The 23,510-nt window shown below is 58.0% G+C and carries 24 protein-coding genes; 15 read left to right on the top strand and 9 right to left on the bottom strand.

The annotated features are described in order from the left end of the window. The first annotated feature begins 50 nt into the window (after nucleotides 1-50). From HU718_RS12115 to HU718_RS12080, 8 genes are all read left to right on the top strand, one after another. Entirely contained in the window at nucleotides 51-548 is a 498-nt protein-coding gene (locus tag HU718_RS12115; protein WP_016982930.1) for an Hcp family type VI secretion system effector, read from the top strand. A 15-nt stretch (nucleotides 549-563) separates the two neighbouring features. Next, nucleotides 564-1,007 carry a type VI secretion system baseplate subunit TssE gene (gene tssE / locus HU718_RS12110; RefSeq protein ID WP_150708388.1) on the top strand — a complete coding sequence of 148 codons (444 nt, stop codon included), beginning with the start codon at nucleotides 564-566 and terminating at the stop codon, nucleotides 1,005-1,007. Beyond that, nucleotides 991-2,784 carry a type VI secretion system baseplate subunit TssF gene (gene tssF / locus HU718_RS12105; RefSeq protein ID WP_186614254.1) on the top strand — a complete coding sequence of 598 codons (1,794 nt, stop codon included), beginning with the start codon at nucleotides 991-993 and terminating at the stop codon, nucleotides 2,782-2,784. Before tssE ends, tssF begins: the two co-directional genes overlap by 17 nt. After that, the gene (gene tssG / locus HU718_RS12100) at nucleotides 2,748-3,773 is read left to right on the top strand and encodes a type VI secretion system baseplate subunit TssG (RefSeq protein ID WP_186614252.1); all 1,026 of its coding nucleotides are present in this window, start codon (nucleotides 2,748-2,750) and stop codon (nucleotides 3,771-3,773) included. Before tssF ends, tssG begins: the two co-directional genes overlap by 37 nt. A gap of 1 nt (nucleotide 3,774) precedes the next feature. Next, nucleotides 3,775-6,315, top strand: coding sequence for a type VI secretion system ATPase TssH (gene tssH / locus HU718_RS12095; RefSeq protein WP_186614250.1), 2,541 nt, complete (start codon nucleotides 3,775-3,777; stop codon nucleotides 6,313-6,315). 79 nt (nucleotides 6,316-6,394) lie between these two features. Next, nucleotides 6,395-7,585: a hypothetical protein gene (locus HU718_RS12090; RefSeq protein ID WP_186614248.1), complete on the top strand. Its 1,191-nt coding sequence runs from the start codon at nucleotides 6,395-6,397 to the stop codon at nucleotides 7,583-7,585. A gap of 67 nt (nucleotides 7,586-7,652) precedes the next feature. After that, nucleotides 7,653-9,662 (top strand): type VI secretion system Vgr family protein, encoded by a 2,010-nt coding sequence (locus HU718_RS12085; protein WP_186614246.1) that lies wholly within the window; start codon nucleotides 7,653-7,655, stop codon nucleotides 9,660-9,662. Between the two features lie 13 nt (nucleotides 9,663-9,675). Beyond that, the gene (locus HU718_RS12080; RefSeq protein WP_150708382.1) at nucleotides 9,676-10,218 is read left to right on the top strand and encodes a toxin-antitoxin system YwqK family antitoxin; all 543 of its coding nucleotides are present in this window, start codon (nucleotides 9,676-9,678) and stop codon (nucleotides 10,216-10,218) included. A gap of 364 nt (nucleotides 10,219-10,582) precedes the next feature. Here HU718_RS12080 and HU718_RS12075 read toward each other — a convergent pair whose 3' ends face one another. Then, complete coding sequence (locus HU718_RS12075) at nucleotides 10,583-10,978, bottom strand: DUF4280 domain-containing protein (protein ID WP_016985257.1); 396 nt, start codon at nucleotides 10,976-10,978, stop codon at nucleotides 10,583-10,585. 190 nt (nucleotides 10,979-11,168) lie between these two features. Here HU718_RS12075 and HU718_RS12070 point away from each other — a divergent pair, with 190 nt between their 5' ends. Together HU718_RS12070 and HU718_RS12065 are read left to right on the top strand one after the other, a co-directional pair. Continuing rightward, nucleotides 11,169-12,236 (top strand): phosphotransferase family protein, encoded by a 1,068-nt coding sequence (locus HU718_RS12070; protein ID WP_102902014.1) that lies wholly within the window; start codon nucleotides 11,169-11,171, stop codon nucleotides 12,234-12,236. A 22-nt stretch (nucleotides 12,237-12,258) separates the two neighbouring features. Then, on the top strand, nucleotides 12,259-13,026 hold the full coding sequence (locus tag HU718_RS12065; RefSeq protein WP_102902013.1) for an SDR family oxidoreductase: 768 nt from the start codon (nucleotides 12,259-12,261) through the stop codon (nucleotides 13,024-13,026). A gap of 125 nt (nucleotides 13,027-13,151) precedes the next feature. Here HU718_RS12065 and HU718_RS12060 read toward each other — a convergent pair whose 3' ends face one another. From HU718_RS12060 to HU718_RS12045, 4 genes are all read right to left on the bottom strand, one after another. Further along, the gene (locus tag HU718_RS12060) at nucleotides 13,152-13,802 is read right to left on the bottom strand and encodes a trimeric intracellular cation channel family protein (RefSeq protein ID WP_189683948.1); all 651 of its coding nucleotides are present in this window, start codon (nucleotides 13,800-13,802) and stop codon (nucleotides 13,152-13,154) included. Next, nucleotides 13,787-13,999, bottom strand: a complete 213-nt coding sequence (locus tag HU718_RS12055) for a hypothetical protein (protein ID WP_186614244.1) — start codon at nucleotides 13,997-13,999, stop codon at nucleotides 13,787-13,789. Before HU718_RS12055 ends, HU718_RS12060 begins: the two co-directional genes overlap by 16 nt. A 694-nt stretch (nucleotides 14,000-14,693) precedes the next feature. Next, nucleotides 14,694-14,951, bottom strand: a complete 258-nt coding sequence (locus HU718_RS12050; protein ID WP_034152480.1) for a DUF1652 domain-containing protein — start codon at nucleotides 14,949-14,951, stop codon at nucleotides 14,694-14,696. 136 nt (nucleotides 14,952-15,087) lie between these two features. Further along, entirely contained in the window at nucleotides 15,088-16,584 is a 1,497-nt protein-coding gene (locus HU718_RS12045; protein WP_150729979.1) for a helix-turn-helix transcriptional regulator, read from the bottom strand. A 290-nt stretch (nucleotides 16,585-16,874) separates the two neighbouring features. On the opposite strand from HU718_RS12045, the gene HU718_RS12040 reads away from it, so the two are divergent. Then, nucleotides 16,875-17,066 carry a hypothetical protein gene (locus tag HU718_RS12040; RefSeq protein ID WP_186614242.1) on the top strand — a complete coding sequence of 64 codons (192 nt, stop codon included), beginning with the start codon at nucleotides 16,875-16,877 and terminating at the stop codon, nucleotides 17,064-17,066. Nucleotides 17,067-17,188: 122 nt separating this feature from the next. Here the strand turns inward: HU718_RS12040 and HU718_RS12035 are convergent, their stop codons facing one another. The 4 genes from HU718_RS12035 to HU718_RS12020 all read right to left on the bottom strand — a co-directional run bounded on the left by HU718_RS12035 (nucleotide 17,189) and on the right by HU718_RS12020 (nucleotide 19,948). Beyond that, nucleotides 17,189-17,821 (bottom strand): Vgb family protein, encoded by a 633-nt coding sequence (locus HU718_RS12035; RefSeq protein ID WP_186614240.1) that lies wholly within the window; start codon nucleotides 17,819-17,821, stop codon nucleotides 17,189-17,191. Nucleotides 17,822-17,852: 31 nt separating this feature from the next. Then, complete coding sequence (locus HU718_RS12030; RefSeq protein ID WP_186614238.1) at nucleotides 17,853-19,064, bottom strand: helix-turn-helix domain-containing protein; 1,212 nt, start codon at nucleotides 19,062-19,064, stop codon at nucleotides 17,853-17,855. Between the two features lie 119 nt (nucleotides 19,065-19,183). After that, on the bottom strand, nucleotides 19,184-19,630 hold the full coding sequence (locus HU718_RS12025; protein ID WP_186614236.1) for an NUDIX hydrolase: 447 nt from the start codon (nucleotides 19,628-19,630) through the stop codon (nucleotides 19,184-19,186). A gap of 87 nt (nucleotides 19,631-19,717) precedes the next feature. Continuing rightward, nucleotides 19,718-19,948 carry a hypothetical protein gene (locus HU718_RS12020; RefSeq protein WP_225936853.1) on the bottom strand — a complete coding sequence of 77 codons (231 nt, stop codon included), beginning with the start codon at nucleotides 19,946-19,948 and terminating at the stop codon, nucleotides 19,718-19,720. Between the two features lie 119 nt (nucleotides 19,949-20,067). On the opposite strand from HU718_RS12020, the gene HU718_RS12015 reads away from it, so the two are divergent. The 4 genes from HU718_RS12015 to HU718_RS12000 all read left to right on the top strand — a co-directional run bounded on the left by HU718_RS12015 (nucleotide 20,068) and on the right by HU718_RS12000 (nucleotide 23,346). Further along, nucleotides 20,068-20,496, top strand: a complete 429-nt coding sequence (locus HU718_RS12015) for a nuclear transport factor 2 family protein (RefSeq protein WP_186614234.1) — start codon at nucleotides 20,068-20,070, stop codon at nucleotides 20,494-20,496. Between the two features lie 185 nt (nucleotides 20,497-20,681). Further along, nucleotides 20,682-21,548 carry a J domain-containing protein gene (locus HU718_RS12010; protein ID WP_186614232.1) on the top strand — a complete coding sequence of 289 codons (867 nt, stop codon included), beginning with the start codon at nucleotides 20,682-20,684 and terminating at the stop codon, nucleotides 21,546-21,548. A 6-nt stretch (nucleotides 21,549-21,554) separates the two neighbouring features. Continuing rightward, nucleotides 21,555-22,754 (top strand): helix-turn-helix domain-containing protein, encoded by a 1,200-nt coding sequence (locus HU718_RS12005; protein WP_186614230.1) that lies wholly within the window; start codon nucleotides 21,555-21,557, stop codon nucleotides 22,752-22,754. Further along, on the top strand, nucleotides 22,744-23,346 hold the full coding sequence (locus HU718_RS12000) for a PIN domain-containing protein (protein WP_186614228.1): 603 nt from the start codon (nucleotides 22,744-22,746) through the stop codon (nucleotides 23,344-23,346). Before HU718_RS12005 ends, HU718_RS12000 begins: the two co-directional genes overlap by 11 nt. Nucleotides 23,347-23,510: the final 164 nt, after the last annotated feature.

Below are 23,510 nucleotides of genomic sequence, written 5' to 3'. Positions count from 1 at the left end.
CGGTGGGGGCTTTCTCTATCTAGCGCGACACCCTTCAGGAGTTTCAAGCGATGGATGCAATCATTCTCGACCTCGGCGGCGATATCAAAGGCGACAGCCTGCTCGAAGGTTTTGCGGACAAGATCGAAGTCATGTCCTACAGCCACAATGTGGCGATGCAAGTGACCAACGATGTCAGCAACTCGGAGCGAACCTCCGGTAAACCCCATGTCGGCGAATTCACCTTGACCAAGTTCATCGACAGCTCGACGCCGTCACTCAACGAATACTGCTGCGCCGGCAAACCGATCCCCGAAGCCATCATCACTATCGGTCGCAACGCCGCCGAGGGCAGCGGACAGTTGATGCCTTTCATCGTCTACACCCTGACCAACGTGGTGATTTCCAACGTCAGCGTCAGCGGCGGCACCGGCGGCAAACCGGTGGAAACCCTGTCGCTGAACTTCACCAAGATCAAATGGGAACTCACCGCACAGAAAGACGATGGCACCAAGGAAGGCACCGCCGCGTCGACCTGGGACATGGCCGCCAACAAGCTTGTCAGCTAACCGGACGCCCCGGCCATGGCTGGCACCGGCATCCTACCTCCGCTGCTCGAACGCCTCGCCTCCAGCGAGGCCGACAGCACGCGGGAGTTCGATCGGCAGGATCTGCTCGACTCGGTGCACGCCGAGCTCGGGCGCCTGTTCAACACCCGCCGTGGTCCGCGCACACTGACCCAGCCGCCCAGCGTGATCGATTACGGCATCGCCGACTGGAGTGCACTGCAACAACAACGCAGCGATGACCGTCGGCGGCTGGCACGGGACATCCGCGAAGCCATCACTCATTTCGAACCGCGCCTGAAACTCGGCGAAGTTCAGGTCAATCCTGTGCCCGAACAACCGCAGCGAATGAGCATTCGCTTGATCGGCGAATTGCGCAGCGGCGAGCAACACTGGCCGGTGGCATTTGTCATCGAGCCCGGCGGGCAAGGGCTGGAGGTGCGCCATGAGCGACTCGATTGACCCGCAACTGCTCGATTACTACCAGCGAGAGCTGACCTGGCTGCGGCATGCCGGCGGCCAGTTTGCCGAACGTTATCCGAAAGTCGCCCGGCGCCTGCAATTGTCCCCCGGCGAATGCCCCGATCCACATGTCGAGCGGTTGCTCGAAGGTTTTGCCCTGCTGGCCGCACGTCTGCAACGACGGCTCGATGACGATTACGCCGAATTCAGCGATGCGTTGCTTGAACAGCTTTACCCGTTGGCCATGCGCCCGTTGCCGTCCTGCGCCATCGTTCAGTTCGAACCTGATCCAGGCAAAGGCAACCTCGACGAGGGCTATCCCCTACCCCGCGACACCCCCCTGTTCGTGACCACCGGCAAAGGTGAAAGCATTCACTTTCGCACCTCGGCCGCTGTGTGTCTGTGGCCGCTCGAAGTCAGCGAAGTGCTGTTGCTTGGCGGTGATGAAGCGCAAGCGCTGACCGGTGTCGCGCAATCGCGCTCGGCACTGCGCCTGAGCTTGCGCTGCCTTGGCGAAAGCCAATGGGCGGAACTTGGCATCGAGCAATTGCGCATCCATCTGGCCGCGTCGCCAGTGGTGAATGCCGCCCTGTATGACTTGCTCGGCGCCCATGCGGTGCAAGTGCTGGCCGGGTCGCCGGGCAGCGTGCCGATCGTACTCAAAGGCCTGCCGAAAACCGTCGGTTTCAGTGATGACGAAGTCATGTTGCCGGATGAAGACGGTGTGCATCCGGGCATGCGTTTGCTGGCCGAGTACTTCGCCTTCCCGGACAAATTTCACTTTTTCGATCTGCCGCTGGGCGGTGTCGCCAGTGACTGTCAGACGCTTTATCTGTACATCGTGTTCGACCGGGCGCCGGGCTGCCGCCTGCACTTGCAGGCCAGCGACATCGCTCTGGGCTGCGCGCCAGTGATCAACCTGTTCCCGCGCACCTCCGAGCCGCTACGCCCGGACGGCACCCGCAGCGAGTACCGCTTGATTGCCGACAGCCACCGCGAAAACAGCGTCGAGATTCACAGCATCCGAGGCATGCGCGCCAGCTCCAGTACCGGCGTGCAACGGCTGCCAGCCTATTACGGGAGTCAGCACAGCGGCGGCGATCAACAACGCTACTGGCATGCGCGCCGGGTCAGCGGCATGACCGCGAACCGGCTCGGCAGCGACCTGTTGGTGAGCGTGGTCGACACCCGGTTCGAACCGCAAACCGATCTGCCCGACTACAGCCTGACGGCCGAGTTGCTGTGTACCAACCGCCACTTGGCCCAAAGCCTGCCCGCCGGGACACCGCTGGGTTTCGAACGCCCTGGCCCGGTGGCATGGGCTCGCCTGCGCAACCCGCCGAGCCCGCAAAGTCTGCCGCGCCTGGATGGCGATTCACGCTGGCGGCTGGTGTCGCAATTGACTCTCAACCATTTGTCACTGGTCGAAGGTCCGCAGGCGCTCGATGCTCTTAAAGATATCCTGCATCTGCATAACCTGCGCGATGAAACCAGTGCGGTACGGCAGATCGAAGGCCTGCTGAGCCTCAGTTGCGAGCGGGTGATCGGCCATGTCGGCGGCGATGCATGGCGCGGTTGGCGCAATGGTCTCGAAGTGCAGTTGCAACTTGATCCACAGCATTTTGTCGGCAGCAGCGCGGTGCTGTTTTCGGCGGTGCTGGCGCAGTTCTTTTCGGTGTACGCCACGGCCAATCGCTTTGTGCGCACGGTGTTGATGCAGGAAGACAAGGAGGTCAAGGCATGGCAACCCCAAGCCGGCATGCCCCTGTCACTCTGACCCTGAGCCAGCGCCTGCGCCGTGATCCGCAGGCGTTCGAGTGGTTGCAGGCATTGTTGTTGCTCGAGCGCGAGCAGCCGCAGGCGCAATCACTCGGCAGCGGCACCTCGCCGCAAGCGGAAGCATTGAAACTGCGCGGGCCTCTGACGCCGATGTTCGCCGCCAGCCAGATCGAAAGCCTGCGCGAGGTGCCGGGTGAATCGCTGACCCTCGACACGCCGATCTTCGGCCTTGGCGGCCCCGACGGCCCCCTGCCCTATGCTTGGCAGGAATGGCTGCAACAACGGGCGCGAGCCAAGGATCATGCGCCTGCCGAATTTCTCGATCTGTTCCAGCATCGCCTGCTCAGTTTGCTCTACAAGGTCATGCGCAAGCACCGCATCGCCATCGGTTTTGTCACCCCCGGCGCGTCACCGGTACAGGCGCAACTGCGCGCGCTGACCGGCTTGTTGCCAAAGTCTTTGCAGGAACGCCAAGCGGTTCCTGATTGTGCGGTGCTGGCCTGCACCGCGTTGTTTGCCGATGGCCGCCGCTCATTGGCCGGGTTCGCCGCGATTGTGCGCGAGCAGTTTGCCGTGCCGGTCGAGTTGAGCGCTTACCAAGGTGCGTGGCGCGAGATTCCGCCGGCGAGTCGCAGCGTCATCAAACCGGGAGGGCGCAATCTGCAACTGGGGCGCAACGCCGTCGCCGGCACGCGGGTCTGGGATGAACATGCAGGCATTCGTCTGACGCTCGGACCGTTGCCCTCGACGCAGGCCGGGCGGTTCCTGCCGGACGGCGAAGCGCATCCGGCGCTGGCCAGCCTCGCCGCGCTGTACTTCGGCCCGGATCTGGACGTGACGCTGGTGCTGCTGATACGCGGAGCCGGACCGCTGAAACTCAATCGTCAGACGCCGGCGCAGGTCACCTGGAACGGCGGTCTGCAGCGGCAGGCCAGCCTCGCTGTACAGCGCATCGAAACCCGTCTTCGCCAGTTGGAGATCACCTGAAATGGAACTGGCCAGCCTGATCGGACGCCTCAACCCGGACAACCGCCGCGCCCTTGAACGCGCCGCGCAACGGTGCTTGCAGCGTGGCCATCACTTTGTCGAGATCGAACATCTGTTGCTGGAACTGCTCGACATCGAGGGCGGCGATCTGGCTTTTCTGTTGCCACGCTTCGGCCTCGAACGTGACGCCCTGACGGCGGAGATCAACAAGGCGCTGGATCTGTTCAAGGCCGGCAGCACGCGCACGCCAGCACTGTCGTCACACACCTTGGGTTTGCTCGAAGACGCGGTAGTGCAGGCCAGTGTGCTGGGGCTCGACAGCATTCGTTCCGGGTTGCTGTTGTTGGCGCTGGTTGATCGCGATGAGCGCCGCAGTTTATTGCTCAACAGTGCCTCGTCGTTGCTGCGGATTCCCAAAGAAGCACTGCGCGCGAACCTGCTGGAATGGACGGAAAACTCTCGCGAGCATGTCGGCCCGCGCGCGGTGTCTTCTGCAAACCCGGCACCACGCCAGGACTCAGTGCTCGATCAATACACCCAGGACCTGACCGCCGACGCGCATGCCGGGCGCATTGATCCGATCGTTGGCCGCGACGGCGAGATTCGCCAATGCATCGACATTCTGCTGCGCCGCCGACAGAACAACCCAATTCTGGTCGGCGCGCCAGGTGTTGGCAAAACCGCCGTGGTCGAAGGCCTGGCCCTGCGCATTGCCGCCGGGGACGTACCGCCATCATTGCAGGAAGTCAGTTTGCGCGTGCTGGATCTGGGTCTGTTGCAGGCGGGCGCGGGGATCAAAGGTGAATTCGAACAGCGTTTGAAAGGCGTGATCGATGCGGTACGCAGCGCCGACAAACCGATCATCCTGTTTATCGACGAAGCGCATACGTTGATCGGCGCGGGTGGTGCCGAGGGTGGCAGCGATGCGGCCAACCTGCTGAAACCGGCACTGGCCCGTGGTGAGTTGCGCACCCTCGCCGCGACCACCTGGATGGAATACAAGAAATACTTCGAGAAAGACCCGGCCCTCGCCCGCCGCTTCCAGCTCGTGCAGGTTGAGGAACCGGACGAAACCACTGCCGTGGAAATGCTCCGTGGCGTCGCCGCCAAACTCGAACAGCACCACGGCGTGCAAGTGCTCGACGCGGCGATCCATGAAGCGGTGAAGCTCTCGCACCGCTACATCTCTGGTCGCCAGTTGCCGGATAAAGCCATCAGCGTGCTCGACACTGCATGCGCCCGGGTCGCCCTCGGCCAGCACGATACCCCGCCGCCCCTGGAAAGCCTGCGCCACCGACAGAACAGCCTCAAGGATGAAGTCGAACGCTTGCGCCGCGAACAGGCGACAGGCCTGGATCATCGCGAGCGCATCACCCTGCTGGAAAGCGAATCGACCGATAACGTGCAGGCTATCCGCGAACTGGAAACCCGCTGGGGCGAAGAGCGTGTGGCCGTGCGCGAGCTGCTCGACACGCGCCGCGAACTGCTCGATCTGAGCGAGCGCGCCGACAGCGACAAGCCCGATGAAGCCACCGACAGCCGCATCGATCATCTGGCCGCCGAGTTGTTGCGCCTTGAGGCCGGGCTGGATGCGATCCGCCAGGACGATCCGTTGGTGCCCGAACAGGTCGACGCGAAAACCGTCGCCGCCGTGATTGCCGGCTGGACCGGCATCCCGGTCGGCAAAATGCTCGCCGACGAAGCCCACGCCGTGCGCACCCTTGGTCAGCGTATGGGCCAGCGGGTGATGGGCCAGAGTACGGCGCTGAACACGATTGCCCAACGCTTGCAAGCCTACCGCGCCGGACTCACCGACCCACAAAAACCAGTGGGTGTGTTCCTGTTGGTCGGCCCCACGGGCGTGGGCAAAACCGAAACCGCTTATGCCCTGGCCGATGCGTTGTACGGCGGTGAACGCAACCTGATCAGCATCAATCTTTCGGAATATCAGGAAGCTCACACCGTCAGCCAACTCAAAGGCGCACCACCGGGTTATGTCGGTTATGGCAGCGGCGGCGTACTGACCGAAGCGGTGCGGCGCAAACCGTATTCGGTGGTGCTGCTCGATGAGATCGAAAAGGCCCATCCGGATGTGCTCGAGGCGTTTTACAACGTGTTCGATAAAGGCCTGATGGAGGACGGCACCGGGTTGGTGGTGGACTTCAAGAACACCGTGATGCTCGCCACCAGCAACGTCGGCGCCGAGCTTTTACTTGATACGCCGGTTGCACAACTTGGTTCCGAGGCTTTCAACGAGGCGTTGCATAAGGTCTTGCTGCAAGCCTTCCGCCCGGCGTTTCTGGCGCGCATGACCGTGGTCGCGTATCGGCCGCTGGATGAGGCGACGCTGGAAGGGATTGTCTTGGCCAAGCTCGAGAAGTTGCGTGGTCGCTACAAAGCTGCGACCGGCAAACAGTTCGAGTTTGATTCCGGGATTGTCAAAGCGGTGCTCGCCAAGTGCAGCGCGGCGGGTGCGCGGGATGTTGAAAACGTCTTGATGACCCAGGTGACGGGGAAGTTGGCGGAGTGGGTCCTGGAATAAACAGCCGCCAGCCTCGCCGCACGGACATCAACCCAAACTGGCAACCGAAAACGTTTGAGCCAAGTAAAGGAGTACGCCCATGCCATACGGCGAACAGCTGTCCATACACCCTTGCGAAGTCAAACCCTCATTAGAGCCCCTGCAAGCCAGCATCGGCCGCCTGATCATAAGTATCAGGGCGACTGAAAAAGCACGTAAGGCAGCACTGGAAGCCAGAAAAAATCTGCTTGTCTACCAGCACCTGGTGATGGAGGACAACAAGAAGGCCCGCCAGACCTATCTGCGCGATATCTATCCCCAGGAGCTCAAAACGATCGGGGTGACGATCACCACGTTGCGCGCACGCATGCACAACATCGCGATTGTCGAGGAGAACGGCATCTATGTCAGTCTCGGCGGCAGCAAGGAAAAGATGTTCCATATCCTGACCGGGGACAACGCGTTTGAAAAAATCGTCGGCGAGGAAGGCCTGCTCCGACCCGTTTATGTAAAGAAGCACGGCATTCTCTCCGAGAAAGAAAAACACTATGTAAAAGACCACTTCCTGCGTTTTACCCGGCGCTATGCCTATGTGGAAAAACCTTGGGACGTTTTCGACATACTCCTGACAAACCAGGTCCTCAAGGGCAAGCATGTGCCAGATCTGGAAGGCGACCCGCGAAGAAAAAGTGCAAGCGTTGCGCAGAAGTACGATTTCGCCGAGTCAGTGAATGACCATGCGCGCATGTCCATTCGTGAACTGGCGTTCGTCAATCAGGAGGACGGCAGCACCGTACAGCGAGGCCTTCCGCTCGGGTCGACGCCGAAGGCATTGCATGGCAACGAGGGGTACCGTTTCGGCAGATTCGACGGCGTGTTATTGCAAGTGGATCTGGCCAGAATACCGGAGCATGAGGATTTCCTGCTGCTTAATCTGTACTGCTTCGATGCCCAGCGCGTCACGGCAGAAAACCCGACGTTAGGCCTGATCACTTACAACCTCAGGGCCAAAGGAGGGGGTGTCGTGCGCAAAGGTGCGAAAGCAAAGGCCACCGCCGAGGAAAGCAAGGCACACACCGATGGCAGCACGCAGAAAAACCGCGAACTGCTGTTGCTTACTCTGCCTTTGTCGGCGATCAGCAGCGTTTGTTTTCACAGCGAGATAAAGCTTCTCAACCATGGTGAAGCAGTGAAAAAAATGATTTTCGACGCCGGTGGTGCCGTCAATGTGCCGACCTTTCATGCGCCTCATTGCGCGACATTTGAAGAAGAGCTTTTCCCCAAAAACTAACCACGGATTCACGTCTGGTGGCGCAGCCGCCCGCGTGTGAATCTGTCTGCAGAACAGAGGGTGATTAATGCCCCGCGCCACCGACAGCAACACCAGCCTTTCCCTCACCGCCACTTCGCTGTCGGCGCTCTATCCTGAGTCATTTTCCGGCGACGAAGCGCTGAACAGTCTGAGCGCGCAAACGCTCAACGGGCTGAATGACGGCACCTCACTCACCCTGACCAGCGCCGTCGCCACCCACGTCACCACCACCCTGCACAATGACGCGCAGCTGCGCCCGTTCGATGCCCTCGTCGCCGAAATTCGTCAACTCCCCGCCGATGCGACCGCCGAGCGCTATCAACTGGTGCTGCGCCCGTGGCTGTGGTGGCTGACCCTGGCCAGCAACAACCGCGTGTTCCAGAACCTCGCCACCTCGGACATTGTCACGACGATTTTCAAGGCCCACGGTTTCAGCGACTTTCAGTTATCGCTGACCGGTAGCTACACGCCACGCGAATATTGCGTGCAATACGCTGAAACCGATTTTGCCTTCGTCTCGCGCTTGTTGGAGGAGGAAGGGATTTTCTGGTTTTACACCCACGATGCAGGCAAGCACACCTTGGTGCTGGGCGATAGCAACGACGCTTTCGTACCGATTCCCAACGGGCCGACAGTCAAATACCTGGGCCAGGGCCTTGGCGAGCGTGAACTGCATGGCATCCGCTCCGGGCAGGTCTGTCTGCAAGCAGTGGCCGGGGTCTATCGGGCGACGGATTATGAATTCACCACACCGACCACCTCACTGTACGGGCAGGCTGAAGCGGTGGCCGGGCCGCTGTCGATGTACGAGCATCCGGGCGGTTATACCGCCAAGGCACGCGGCGATACACTGACCAAGCAACGCGTTGACGGCTTGCGCAGTGAGGAAAAACGCTTTCTCGGCGAAAGCGACTGTCGGTGGCTGGTGCCGGGGCACTGGTTCACCCTCGAAGGCCACGACGATGCCAGTCTGAATATCGATTGGGTAGTGACGCGGGTCACCCACGACGTCAGCCACGAGCGCTATCGCAACCGTTTCGAAGCGATCCCGAAGGCCACACCGTATCGCCCGCAACGGGTCACGCCAAAACCGCGCATGCACCCGCAGACCGCGATCGTGGTGGGCAAGTCCGGCGAGGAAATCTGGACCGACGAGTACGGGCGGATCAAGTTGCAGTTCCCTTGGGATCGCGACGGCAAGAATGACGAAACCAGCTCCTGCTGGGTGCGCGTGGTGTTGCCCTGGAGCGGCAAGGGCTTTGGCATGCAGTTCATTCCGCGCATCGGTCAGGAAGTCATCGTCACGTTTATCGACGGTGATCCGGATCGGCCGCTGGTGACCGGTTGCGTCTACAACGGCGACAACGCCCTGCCCTATGCACTGCCGGCCAATCAGACCCAGTCCGGAATCAAGACCCAGTCTTCCAAGGGTGGCGGTGGCTTCAACGAGTTGCGCTTCGAAGACAAGAAAGACGCCGAAGAAGTGTTTTTGCAGGCGCAAAAGGATCTGAATATCAACGTGCTCAACGACACCACGGCCACCGTCGGTCACGATGAAACCCTCACCGTGCAGAACGCCCGCACCCGCACGGTCAAGGACGGTGACGAGACTGTGACCCTGGAAAAAGGCAAACGCAGCGTGACGATTCAGACCGGCAGCGACAGCCTCGATGTCAAGGACAGCCGTACGGTGAAAGTCGGTGCCGACCAGAATCACAGCACCGGCGGCAATTACACCGACAAGGTCACCGGCGATTACAACCTGACGGTGGATGGCAACCTGACGATCAAGGTCAGCGGCACCCTCACCCTGCAAAGTGGCGGCAGCTTCACGATCAAGAGCGGCGCCGATCTGGCAACCTCGGCCAGCACTTCGATCACGCACAAGGCCGGCACCGCGCTGACCAATCAGGCCGGCACTTCTCTGGACAACAAGGCCGGCACCACATTGACCAACGATGCCGGGATCAGCCTGACCAACAAGGGAGCCGCCTCGCAGACCGTCGATGGTGGCGGCATGCTGACCATCAAGGGCGGTCTGGTGCAGGTCAACTGAACAAGGAAAAGTCATGGCGATCACACCGCTGGATCTGCAGCAGGATGACAAACAGCTCAAGGGGCGATTGCAGGACGGTCAGCTTGATGGGCCGCTGAACATCAAGAATGACGGGCGTAGGCAGGCGGATCTGCATTACAGCCAGGGCGAGTTACAGGGCACGTCGCTGCTCTATCACCCCAACGGCAAGGTCTCGGCGCAGATGCCGTTTGTGCGTGACAAGTTGCAGGGCGTGGCCAGTTTTTACGCGCCGGAGGGATTTCTACAGCGCAAGGCAACCTATCGGCGCGGGTTGTTGCATGGCCAGGCGTTCAATTACTTCCCGGATGGGCAAGTGGCGGAAGCCGAGGTTTATCGCGATGGCGTGCGTGAGGGGCGTTATCAGCGCTTTCATCCGAATGGCAAACCGGCGTTGGAGGCGCGCTATGTGAACGGACAATTGCTGGAGCCGGAGCAAGGCTTTGCCGAAGATGGGCGGCCGCTGGGCGCGGACGGCAAGCCGATTTCGCGGGTGCGCTGGTGGTATCGGCAGTGGACGGATCCGCAGCAGGCCTGAAAGCCCAGAAGAGCCCCTCACCCTAGCCCTCTCCCAGAGGGAGAGGGGACCGATTGGGGGAGATTGAAGAGGTTCACCGACGTGAAGGATATGCCGTGAATCCATAATCGACTCGATTCGATGCGCAGGGCTAATAATCGACTCGGTCGTTCAGGTCGACAGTTTTTTCGGAACACCTCGGTCGGCTCCCCATCCCTCCCCGGGTGGGAGGGAACTGATCGGGGGAGATTGGCGAGTCACGCCGACGTGAAAGACCTGCTGTGAATCCGTAATCGACTCGGTCGTTCAGGTCGATGTATCTCGGCAGACACCTCGGTCGGCCCCCTCTCCCTCAGGGAGAGGGCTGGGGTGAGGGTTCAGCGGCTCACGGAATAAGCATCTGCATCTGTCCCGGCACCACAATCTTGATCACCCCCGCCCAGTTGCACATCAACGTCGAGTTGGCATCGATCGCCGGCATCCCGCCCAGCAACAACGTCGGCGCCCCGCCGGGAATCCACGGTGTGGCCGTCGCGGGTATACACGGCATCGGCGTCAACACCCCCAGCGCGGCGGCAGTTGCAGCGGCGACCATCGGGTTGGCCAGGCTCATGCACACGCCAAACGGCAGGATATTCACCAACGGGATGTGATCCATGATGTTCGCCGCCGGCATCCCGCCGGTCAGCGTGCGGTTCACTGGCAACACATTGAGCATCGACGGCGCAGCGCCGAAGCTGCATTGCAGCGTGGCCGTGGCACAGACTTGCGGACAGCCCATTTCAAAGCTCCTTTTTGCCCATGGCATACCCGCTAAACCTTAGTCTGCCACGGCCCTTCGCGCACATTCCCAAAGGTGATTATCCGGCAACACGCTAACCTATAAGACCGACCCGCGCTTGTGGCGACCTGAGCGCACCATTAGATTAGCCAATGATGTCTGGCCTCCAAAATAAGCAGAAGGGATAAGCATGGCGCTTACTGACCAGTCCACCCGTATCCGCTCCGGCGAAGAACTTGATGCCAGCCTGATCGATCCGTACCTCAAGGCGCACATTCCGGGCCTGAGTGGCACACCTGTGATCAGCCAGTTTCCCGGCGGCGCGTCGAACCTGACCTACCTGCTGGAATACCCGGAACAGGAGTTCGTCCTGCGCCGTCCGCCGTTCGGCCACAAGGCCAAATCCGCCCACGACATGGGCCGCGAATTCCGCATCCTCAATCAATTGCGTGACGGTTTCCCGTATTGCCCGAAGGCCTACGTGCACTGCACCGACGAATCGGTGATCGGCGCCGAGTTCTACGTGATGGAACGGGTCAACGGGATCATCCTGCGCTCGGAATTGCCGCCGGAACTGGGCCTCGATTCGGCAAAAACCGAAGCCTTGTGCAAAAGCTTCATCGACCGTTTCGTCGAACTGCACCGCGTCGACTACACCGCCTGCGGTCTCGGCGACCTGGGCAAACCGGAAGGCTACGTCGCCCGCCAGATCAAAGGCTGGAGCGAACGCTACGAAAAAGCCCTGACCCCGGACGCGCCACATTGGGAACAGGTCAAAGCCTGGCTCAACGACAAGATGCCGGCCGACCACCCGACCTCGAGCATCGTCCACAACGACTATCGCTTCGATAACGTCATCCTCGACCCGCACAACCCGATGCAGATCATCGGCGTGCTCGACTGGGAACTGACCACCCTCGGCGATCCGCTGATGGATTTGGGCAACACCCTCGCCTATTGGATTCAAGCCGACGACCCGGCGCCAGTGCAACTGATGCGCCGCCAGCCGAGCCACGCGCCGGGCATGCTCACGCGCCGCGAGTTCGTCGATTACTACGCCGAACGTTCGGGCATCCAGATCGACAATTTCGACTTCTACTACACCTACGGCCTGTTCCGTCTGGCCGGCATCGTGCAGCAGATCTACTACCGCTTCTACCATGGCCAGACCCAGGACAAACGCTTCGCGCAGTTCATTCACATGAACAAACTGCTGGAGCAGATGAGCTTGCAGGTCATTGCGAAATCGAGCCTCTGACGGCCCACACCCAGGAACCCTTATGTCCAAGACTCAGTTGTTCGACCTCGAAGGCAAGATCGCTTTCGTCTCCGGCGCCAGCCGTGGCATCGGTGAAGCCATCGCCAAACTGCTCGCCCAGCAAGGCGCCCACGTGATCGTCTCGAGCCGCAAACTCGACGGCTGCCAACACGTTGCCGACGCGATCATTGCTGCTGGCGGCAAAGCTACAGCCGTGGCCTGCCACATCGGTGAAATGGAGCAGATCAGCCAAGTCTTCGCCGGGATCAAGGAACAGTTCGGCCGCCTCGACATTCTGGTCAACAACGCCGCGACCAACCCGCAATTCTGCAACGTGCTGGACACCGATCTCGGCGCGTTCCAGAAGACCGTCGACGTCAACATTCGCGGTTACTTCTTCATGTCGGTCGAAGCCGGCAAGCTGATGCGTGAAAACGGTGGCGGCAGCATCATCAACGTCGCGTCGATCAACGGCATTTCGCCGGGGATCTTCCAGGGCATCTACTCGGTGACCAAAGCGGCGGTGATCAACATGACCAAAGTCTTCGCCAAGGAATGCGCGCAATTCGGCATCCGCTGCAACGCCTTGCTACCGGGCCTGACCGACACCAAATTCGCCTCGGCACTGGTGAAGAACGATGCGATCCTCAAGCAGGCGCTGACGCAGATTCCGCTCAAGCGTGTGGCCGATCCGAGTGAAATGGCCGGTGCGGTGTTGTACCTGGCGAGTGATGCGTCGAGCTACACCACCGGGGTTGCGCTGAATGTCGACGGTGGGTTCCTGTCCTGATCCCCATTGCAAACAAATAACCCCCTGTAGGAGTGAGCCTGCTCGCGATAGCGGTGTGTCAAATACATAAATGTTGACTGACACACCGCTATCGCGAGCAGGCTCACTCCTACAAGGGTTGTGTATCAGGCGATGACTTTCGGCAATTGCCAGCCGAAATGCACCGACAGCAAACGCAACAGCAAACACGCCGCCCCCGCCAGCAACGCCGCCGCTACCGGGGAAACGCCCAGCCTGCGCGCAACGATCAACACCGCCGCGCCAACAAACGCCGAACTCGCATACAAATCCGCCTGCAACACCACCGGCACCCGCGCCAGCACAATGTCGCGAATCACCCCGCCGCCAACCCCCGTGATCGTGCCCATCAGCATCGCCACAAACGGCGTAATGCCGAAATTCAACGCCTTCTGCGCACCCGCCACGGCAAACAACGCCAACCCCGCTGCGTCCAGCACGATCAGCGTCGAACCGGACCAACCCAGCACTTGCTCATGAAAGACAAACGCCAGCCCACCCATGAAAAACGCCAGCGCCGGGTAGCGCCAATCGGCCACAGCATTGGGTGGCGTTGCACCGATCAGCAGATCACGGGTGACCCCGCCGCCGAGGGCGACGATAAACGCAATCACCATCACCCCGAGCAAGTCGAGCTGACTGCGCATCGCCGCAATGGCGCCTTCCACGGCAAACACCGCCGTACCGGCCAGGTCGGCCACCAGCACAATCCGCTCAACCCGGGACTTGCGCCCCGCCGGCGCTATTGCGTGACGCAACGGGTGGTGGTGATGTGTCGAGTGACCTGCCCGTCGACGTACATGTCACCGGCGACTTCAGTGTTTTCGAGAACCTGACACGTGCGTTCCGGCGGTGGCGGTGGCGTCACTGGCGGAGGGGGTGGAGGACTGGCGCAACCAGCCAACAACACAGCAAAAAAAGCCAGCGGCAACACGCGTTTCCCAGGATGGTTCATAGGACGACCCGCGATGAATGGAAGAGCAACTTCCGCGACCCAACCGACCACGGAAGACCTGACCACTCATTCTTTATAGCCGAGTGCCTTGCAAGCGCCAGTAAAACCGCCATGTGGGGTTGTTATGGCTGTCGGTTTTGCGTTGGGGGGGGGTTGAGAAGGTTGGCAGACTGGAATGTGCATTGCCGGACAGGGCCTCTTCGCGAGCAGGCTCGCTCCCACAGGGATCATGTACATCTGGAAGATATTGGTCGGCTGTAAGGCCGCCATCGCGAGCAGGCTCGCTCCTACAGAAAAGCAAAAGCAAACCACATCCGCTTTTCACCACTCAACAGGATGAGCGTTAGCTCGGCTGCGGCTTTTGATCTTGATCTGGAAGCCCGTCGGCAGGCTGAGTGGAGGGATTGATCCGGGGGTGGGAGCGCAGCGACCGTTTGGCGAAGCCAAACACAGCGAGAGGAGGTGCAGCGAAGCAAACCGTAGGCGCTGCCCCCGGATCGATCCCGGAACGAAGGAACCCCGAGCCCCAGCGAGTGGGCCGAACGTCAGGGCAAAGCGTTTTGGTTACTTTTGGGCGTCTGCAAAAGTGACTCGCTGTAAGAGCGAAACCGCCAGCCGCAGCACCCGAAAAAACGGATATACACCCCAAACCCCAAGAGCATGGTCGGCCCAAAGGCCGCCAAGCCCAAAAGCCCTAAGCCAAATCCGGATCCCGAAACGAACGCAAAAAATTGCTCTCCAACTCATACCGCAATTCTTCAATCAAAGCCTCGACCGACTCAGGCGTACGCAACGCATCAAGCTTCAACCCACTGATCACCAGATCCACCTGCCCCGAAACCGGGTGATACAGCTTCACGGTCAGCGAATGATCACCGTCCACCAAACACTCACACGCCAGCGGCGAAAAACTACGCTCAAGCTGCGCGCGCAACTGCGCAAGATTCATCATTGCGGTTGTTCCTTTAGCTACTTCGAAGGGACGCGACCACAAACCCAAAAGGCTTGCACCGCACCCCACAAGACTAAGAACAGCCGCCGCCCGCCAACACCTCAAATTGCACCAGACCCACTAGTGCATTTGCACCCTATCGCTGACCCTTGATGCTCGAATCCCCGGCAAACAGCCCACGCTCACGCGCCCAGACAATCGCCTCGCTGCGACTGTGCACATCCAGCTTGGAATACACCGTCGCCACATGATTACGCACGGTGTTCGGCGCCAGTTTCAGCCGCGCCGCGATCTCCTTGTCCGCCAGCCCTTCGCAGATCAACCCGAGCACATCACGCTCGCGCGCCGTCAGATCGGTGAACGACACGCTGGGCAGTTGCGGCGAATTGACCTTCTTCACATTGGCCAGTTTCTCGATAAGCGTCCGACTGAACCACGAAGCATCTTTCATCACCTCCTCAATCGCCGCCACCAGCTCAAGCTCGGTACGTTTACGCTCGGTAATATCCATCAGCACCAACAAATAACAGGACGTGTCTTGAATATTCACGGTGTCAGCCGAGAGCGCACATTCGAGCAGGTCCGCATCCTTCTTGCGCACCCGCACATCCACCCGATCGACCCGACCGTTTTTCTCAAGCGCGGCCAGCAACCGCGTACGTGCGCCGCTGTCATCGATGAAATCCAGCTGCGTCACGGTTTGGCCGAGCACGTCCTCGCTGTCATAGGCGAGGGTTTCGAGGAAGGCCTGATTGACGTCGATCACTTGCTGTTCATCGGCACTGCAAATCAGGATCGGCACTGGCGTCAGTCGAAACGCCTTGGCAAAACGCTCCTCACTCTGACGCAACGCCACCTCGGCCTTGTGCCGCAGCTCCATGTCGACGAAGGAAAACAGCATGCAATCCTCATCGTTGAGCGTCAGCGGCTGGCCGGCAACGATCACTTGCTTGCTACCGCCATCGGGCAGACGCAGTTCGGCCTGCATTTGTGGAATGGTCGCGACGTCGCGCAGACGCTGGATCGCCAGATCCTTTTTCTCGGCCTGCTCGAAGATGTCGATTTCATAAGCCGAAGTGCCGATCACCTGCTCACGGGTGTAGCCAGTCATTTCGAGAAACCCCGGATTGACCTTGATGTAACGCAGGTCGCTGAGACGGCAGATCACCGCCGGCGCCGGGTTGGCATTGAAAGTCTTTTCGAAACGCTGCTCGGCGTTGGCCCAGTCAGTGACGTCACTCATGATCAACACCAACGACTCGGGCTGCCCTTCGCGATCCGTGAGAATCATGCTGCGCACGCTGTGCACCCAAATGCGCTCCGGGTCGTCGGCCGGTGACACTTCAATCAGCACGTCATTGAAACTCTCACAGCGCGCCACCCGGCTGATCGGATAGTTTTCGGCGGTGATCGAGTGATTGTTGCGATAGCGCAGGTGGAACTTCTTGGCGTACTCGTCGGCATTGTGGCCCAGATCGGTGATGCGTTTAACACCGTGCATGGCCAGCGCGGCTTCGTTGGCCCAGAGAATGCTCTGATCCAGCTCCAGCAAAATCACCCCGTCGGACAGCCCGGCGATGATCTGCTGCAACTGGCGGCGGTTGGTTTCGGTGGTCAGGACTTCCTGGCTCATTGGATCTCCACAAGTGATACGCCCATGTGAAGAGTACGACCGCGGCCACTTCTGATCGTGCCGAGCATAAATGTTCGCAACTGCACAAATCCCTTTGTAGGAGTGAGCCTGCTCGCGATAGCGGTGGGTCAGTCAGCAGATCCGTTGAATGACACACCGCTATCGCGAGCAGGCTCACTCCTACAGGGATCGCGGTGCATTCGCGATTTCAAGCTTTGTCGTCTAACGTTAATACCTCATCGGATTGAGCCCCTGCCCGCAATATCGGGCTCTTGATCAAGGAGAGACTGATGACGTCGCGTCGCAATATCGAACAGACCTACCGCACCTGGTCCAGCCCGATTCTGCTGGAGCTGAAAAAGCGTGAGCACCAAATGGCGCCGGTCGAGCGTCAGGCCCTTGAGAATGTCCTGCTGGAGAGAAGGTTGCTGGACAGCGGCGGCCCGGAGGGTATTGAACGTCGTCGCAACAGCGGTGCCTGATACTCCGTTTTCGCGAGCAGGCTCGCTCCCACCCGGATTGAGGCTGGTCACAAAATTTGTAGTCACCCGCAATCACTGTGGGAGCGAGCCTGCTCGCGAAGAGGCCGGTGCAGACATCTTGATCATTGAGGCCGACGCACCGCCCTCACCCGGCCACTGTCGCCACCACCGCAATAAAAGCGATCCGCACCATCAGCCTCCAGCCCCGAAACGCCCTGCCCCGCCGGCATCTTCAGCGACTCAAGGACCTTGCCGTCCTGCGCATCGATATGTCGCAGCTCACTTTCATCTCCCTCCCAAGTGCCATGCCACAAGGCACCATCCACCCAGGTCACCCCGGTGACAAAACGATTCGACTCCAGCGTGCGCAGGATCTCGCCGGTCTGCGGATCAATCTGATGAATCTTGCGCTCGCGATACTGCCCCACCCATAACGAGCCTTCCGCCCAGGCCATGCCTGAGTCACCGCCATTGCCCGGAGCTGGAATGGTGTGGAGTACGCGACCTGTAGCCGGATCGATCTTGTGGATGTGGCGATCGGCAATCTGGTACAGATGCTGGCCATCGAAGGCGGTGCCGCCGTCGGCGCCGACCTTGAGCGTGCGCACTGTTTCGCCGCTGGCCGGGTCGAGTGCATTGAGCTGGCCGTCGCTGGCAAACCAGACCTGCTGGCCATCGAACGTCACGCCGTGAATGCCTTTGATGTCGTCAAACGGGCCGTACTCGCGAAGGATTTCTGCGTTTGCGTGTTTCATGTCGGCTTCCTCGTGGATGTGTGGGTCCAGCCTAGCCATTGCCCAGCGACACCGGGAGTAACAAGATCGTCGCGAAACCCGGTAGCGGTGGCGTCATCCAGCGCCGCGCCCGGCCGAGGCCGAACGCCTGCACCTTGTCCGCCTGCGCCAGTGCCTCCAAGGCGCGTTGTACCTGGCGCTGACTGTTGCCCAAGGCCAGTGCCAACGCTGAACTCGACCAGGCCTCGCCGTCGGCGAGCAAAGCCAGTAACGCCGCGTATTTGTCTTCGATCGGCAGTGTCAGCAGTGCCAAGTCCTCGGCCATCAGCGCAAACCCCTTTGGCGTCGCGCTGATGTTTGCCAGCGGTGCCAACGCTGCACGCAATCGGCCGATTTCGACCCGCAGGCGAGCACGGTGCGATTCATCCGTGAGGGGAAAACCAAAGGCTGTGACAAACAGTGTTTCGCGCGCCACATCGCCCGGCCAGGCTTGCGCAAGTAATCGAGCAAGATTGAACAGCACCGGCCGCGTGGCCAACGGCACCGTCATGCCGGCAGCGCGCACGCTGTAGCGACAGGCATCGACGATCAGTGTCGACGAGTTGAACAAAGCTTCAACCTGCGCCAGATTCACCAGTTTCGCCTGACCGGTAACGATCAACCGCGCTGCCGGCGCAGCGACCATGTGACTGGCGTGATCGACCTCGGCGCTCAGTGCGGCGATCCCGGCCTGTCGCGCCGCAATTTGCGCCCGAGCCAGCGCCGCACTGGCCGTGTGCGCCTGCACTCGGCGCACGGCGATCCCGGCGGCAATCAACTCATGAGCGGTACGCAGCGCCGGCGGCAGCGGCGCCGGGTCAGTTTCACCCAGCAACGTTTCGGCCTTTTGCAGTTCGCCAATCAACAGCAACCGGCGAATCTGCAAATAGCGCGCGTGCGCCGCGTTCACGCCGTCACCGTGCTCCTGCAAGACCCGCCGCGCCGCCTCCAGCGCCTTCACCGGCCAGCCCAGATCCCGCGCAACCAGCGCGACCTCGGCCTCGGCGACCACACAACGCGCCCGCGACAGCGGTTCATTGCTGCCGAACGCCTTCACTGCGCGCCGTAACAACGCCTTGGCGCGGGGCAGATCACCGAGCTGAGCCATGGCAATAGCGCGCAGGGCCAGCGCGGGTGGATCTTCACGCAGGGCGACGTAGTTCAACGCGCCTAGCGGGTCACCGGCGGACAGCGCTCTGCCGGCAGCGTTGATCAGCGAATCCATGGCCCATCATTCCCCAACGACTGAATTGTCAGCTGAGTCTAATACCTGGAATGAAGGGCGGCGGCACAACGCATCTGAGGGGGGTGGGAAATGCAGGGAGTCGAGCGCGGCGCCAGCCCTCAAGCCAGCAGTCCGGCGCTCTTCAGCAAAGCGTGCAAGCCTTTCGGCACCAAAGGCGCCAGCTCGCTGAAGCTTGAGCTGGCATGCCAACGCGCGGTAAAGGGAGCGCCGTTGCTTTCATGACCCTCAATCTGTGGGTGCGCGTAAACGCTACGGTCGACAAACGTCGCGTCATACACCTGAACGATTTCATGACCCGGTTTGCCGTTGTAAACGAAAAGACTTTCGAGTGTGCCGAGCAGGCGCATGTCCGTCATGGACAGCCCCAATTCCTCCTGCACTTCACGCACGATGGTTTCGGCGCTCGTCTCGCCGAATTCGATACCGCCGCCGACGGGCCGAAAGCAGGTTTGCTGGCTGACCGGGTCGCGAAATTCGTTAAACAGAATTTTTCCGTTGTGATGAAAAACGCAAAGTGCGAGCGCGCGAATGCGGTGTTCGGCCATGACTGAAGTCCATTTACAGGTGTGGGGCGCGGCATTTAAACATGCTTTGCGCGACACACCCGTGGACGTCACTGGAAAAGGGTCGCCTCAGACCGGAGAAATCGTTGCGAGCAGGCCGATCAGAATGGTCAGTGTCAGAAAGCCACCCAGAAAAATCGCCATCTTGTTCATGTTGCTCTCCTCAATGCTGAGCTTGCGGTGCACTGGGCGCTTCGGGATGAAGGACTGCCGCGAGTGCCGAACCGTGGGGCTATTTTGAGCGGATGACTGAGTTGGTAACAGAGGCAGATCCAGTGAAAAAATACGGATCAGATACACATCTGATCCGCATGGGCCATGGGTCGACATTCAGATCGCGGCACAAGGGTTCAATTTCCGCGTGGTTGATCTAGAGTCATTGCCGTCGCGACAACAACAAGAAAAATCCTGGAGTGAACATGACCGACCTGAACCTGCAACCCAACGTCGCCGCATCGCTAGGCAAATGGCACGAAATGATCCACACCGGCAACCTCAGCGCCCTGCACGGCCTGCTCGACCCGCAAGCCGTGTTCCGCTCGCCGATGGCCCACACGCCTTATCCGGGCGCGCCAGTGGTGTCGATGATCCTCAATACCGTGTTCGAGGTGTTTGAAGAGTTCACCTATCACCGTGAGCTGGCGACTGCCGATGGCTTGAATGTGATTCTGGAGTTCAGCGCCAAGGTGGGTTCGAAGGAGCTGAAGGGCATCGACATGATTCGCTTTGACGAGCACGGCAAGATTGTCGAGTTTGAGGTAATGGTGCGGCCGCTGAGCGGGTTGCAAGCATTGGGGGAAGAGATGGGGCGGCGACTCGGCGCTTATCTGGCCAAGGCCAAAACTTAATTTTCGACCACCTCATTTAGGCATTATTGAATGCATCTGCTGAACCCACCTATGCAGAGGTTTTTTTTGAAAAGGCATCCTTGATGCGCTTTCCTGGAGGCTCCCATCGGAGCCTAGTTTGTGATGACTGAGCGAAGGCTATGTGCCATCATCCTCTATCGACAAATCAAGGATGCAGTTGCCGAATGCAAGACATAATCAATCACTACGATATTCTGAAAGTTTCAGAAAGTGCACCACCTGAAGTGATAAAAGCGGCCTATAAAACGCTTTCTCAAAAGCATCATCCGGATAAAAACCCTGGTGATTCAAAAGCCGCAGAATTTATGCAAAAAATAAATGAAGCACATCATGTGCTATCTAACGCCGACCTTCGAAAAAACCATGATGCCGAACTCGAAACTCGAAAAAAACAACTTCTGAGAGAGCAGCTTCTCAAGATGCAAGCGCAGGTTCGCGCGTCTGTTAAACCACCACCACCACCACCACCACCACCACCACCACCACCACCACCCGCATCCGCATCCGCATCCGAGAAAACCAGAGAGCCCCGTTCGGCCTCGATTCTTTACAGTTCCTCCTATGTGAAACTTGACCCTCATAATATTAAGAAAACATCAGCTTTAATTATGATTTCTCTGCGCGCCGCCAAGCATGCACGACGTCATTTGCTCCCTTATTTATTAGTTACAACCGCTGCAGCCTTCGCTACCTACCTGTTCAATAACAAACCTGGACAAAATATTAGCACAGCGGAATACTCAGTTAGCAAGGCAAAACCCACATCAAACAACCAATTCAACTCAGCAGTTTCTAGTACAATAAAAAATAGCAAACCTCCTTCCAGCCGTTCAATTCCGAAACCTGAAAAAATTAAAAATCAACAACACCTTGTCAAATACAAACCAAGCGTTCTCATCGAAAACACTTCAAAAACCGTACTAAAAAATCAGCGATACCTCCAAGAAAGAAATCGCACAAGCTTCAGTTCTCAAAAGGAAAAAGCAAGCATAGAAAATATTGTCGAGTGGCCGTCTAGAAACGACAATTAATCACATATGCCTGAAGACCTCTTACATCCAGCACACCAAACAAAAGAGGCAAATCAAATGAATGTTGACTTAACACTAATTAGCGAACGATTAAAAAACAGCAGAGAAAACCTTGAGTATAGCCTCTCCGAAGTTAGCAATGCGTGCGGCATCGTAAGCGAACGATTGACGGAATTAGAACTCGGTTCGTCTGCACCAACGGGTGATGAAATTTTGATACTCGCATCTTTGTACAAATGCGACTTTCTACAACTACTTGATGAAAAGCGCCCCGCGCCTTCCTCCCTTACGGAAGTTCTATTTCGCCGTTTCGGAAATACTTTCAACAAGCAAGATCGCCGTTCCGTACAAGAATTTTTATATTTTTGTCAATGTGAAAATGAATTGGAGACAATTCTAAAAAGAAAAAAAACAAAACCAGACTTTATTTGGACGGGAGACTTCTTCAAAAAGCACGGAGCAGATGCTGCCAGTTGGCTAAGAAAGTATTTAGGGATTCCCTCCAACAGCGTACAACGAGATATTTACTCTGACTTCAGAGAAATTGGGATACATATTTTTCGCCGAAAACTGAGCAACAGTGAAATTTCCGGACTATATATACAAGACCCTATAGCGGGACATTGCATCCTAATAAATTATAATGAAGACATCTATCGCCAGCGCTTCTCGGTAGCTCACGAAGTAGCCCACTCTATTTTTGACTCCAAAGAAAAGGTCAGAGTCACTTACGATATTGGCAGCACAAAGTATTCAAAAAAAGACCTTATTGAGATTCGAGCCAACAGCTTTGCCTCAAACTACTTAATGCCTCCAGCAATGCTAAGATCCATTTCTCACTGGGACCAAAACACCATAGTACATTGGGCTCAACAGTTCCGAGTTAGTACTTCTGCGCTCTCAAAAGCATTAAAAGACGAAGGCATTATCACTCCACAACAAGCAGACGCGCTAAAAATCGCCAGAGTGGCGAACTCAGAAAAAGTCGACCCTGAAGCGCCTCAAAACTTAACAAAACTACAACGAGAGAGAAGAACAAATTTATTAGAAAAAGGACTATCAGACTACTATGTATCTCTATGTTGCGAAGCACATGAAAATAATTTGATCAGCACCCATCGCTTGTGTGAACTACTCGGAGTAGAGCTTCAAGATCTTTCTGAAATTGGAAAATTATTTGGATGGACTATCAAACATGGCTTTTGACCCGAGGAACTTCTCTAAATTAGTAGCTGTCGACACTTGCTCCATATGGAACATACTATCCGCAAAAAAACTGAGTCTAGCTGCATTTTCATCTGGCGTGCACTTTATAATTACTCCAATGGTAAATTATGAATGCCTATACAAAACAAGAAAACAACCAACCAAGGAACAAGACCAACTGAAAGAACGCTTAAATTTAGCATTATCAAAAAACCAGATATCTATTCAACACTGCGACCTTAGGGATCTGATTACAATCGCCCTTAAAGCTCCCAAAAAATTGAGCAGCGGAGAGCTATCATGCATAGCGATGTCATACAATCTATCCACTATTGCGGTTATGACAGATGAGAAATTGGCTCGAAAATTTTCCGAAGACACTTTAGCTCTACGAGTAGAAACTACGCCAAAACTATACGGATGGCTTCATTACAACTTAAAGCTCAACGATACAGACCACACCGACATTATTAAAGAGCATGAGTCATTTGAAAGACGTCCTTTGACAAGATACTTTAATGAAGCTTATGAGACTGCACTTCAATACCGTATAACTCCGCTGCACTTCACAAATCCTCAACAGGGGATATAAAAAACTTTTTTCACTCTACAATTTACATTTTCCGGACATGCCCACTCCTGCTGTGCAGTCAAGTCGGAGGATCCTATCCAGAGTTACCGTCGAATTGATTATCCGTCTACCACAAAAAAACCCACTGACCGTCGCCGGTTCAGTGGGCTTTGTGCAACTGGCGG

Origin of the sequence: Pseudomonas tensinigenes, from assembly GCF_014268445.2 — a bacterium.
Lineage (GTDB): Bacteria > Pseudomonadota > Gammaproteobacteria > Pseudomonadales > Pseudomonadaceae > Aquipseudomonas > Aquipseudomonas tensinigenes.
The sequence above is the reverse complement of the archived record's forward strand: the minus strand, read 5'-3'. Positions and strand labels throughout refer to the sequence as shown.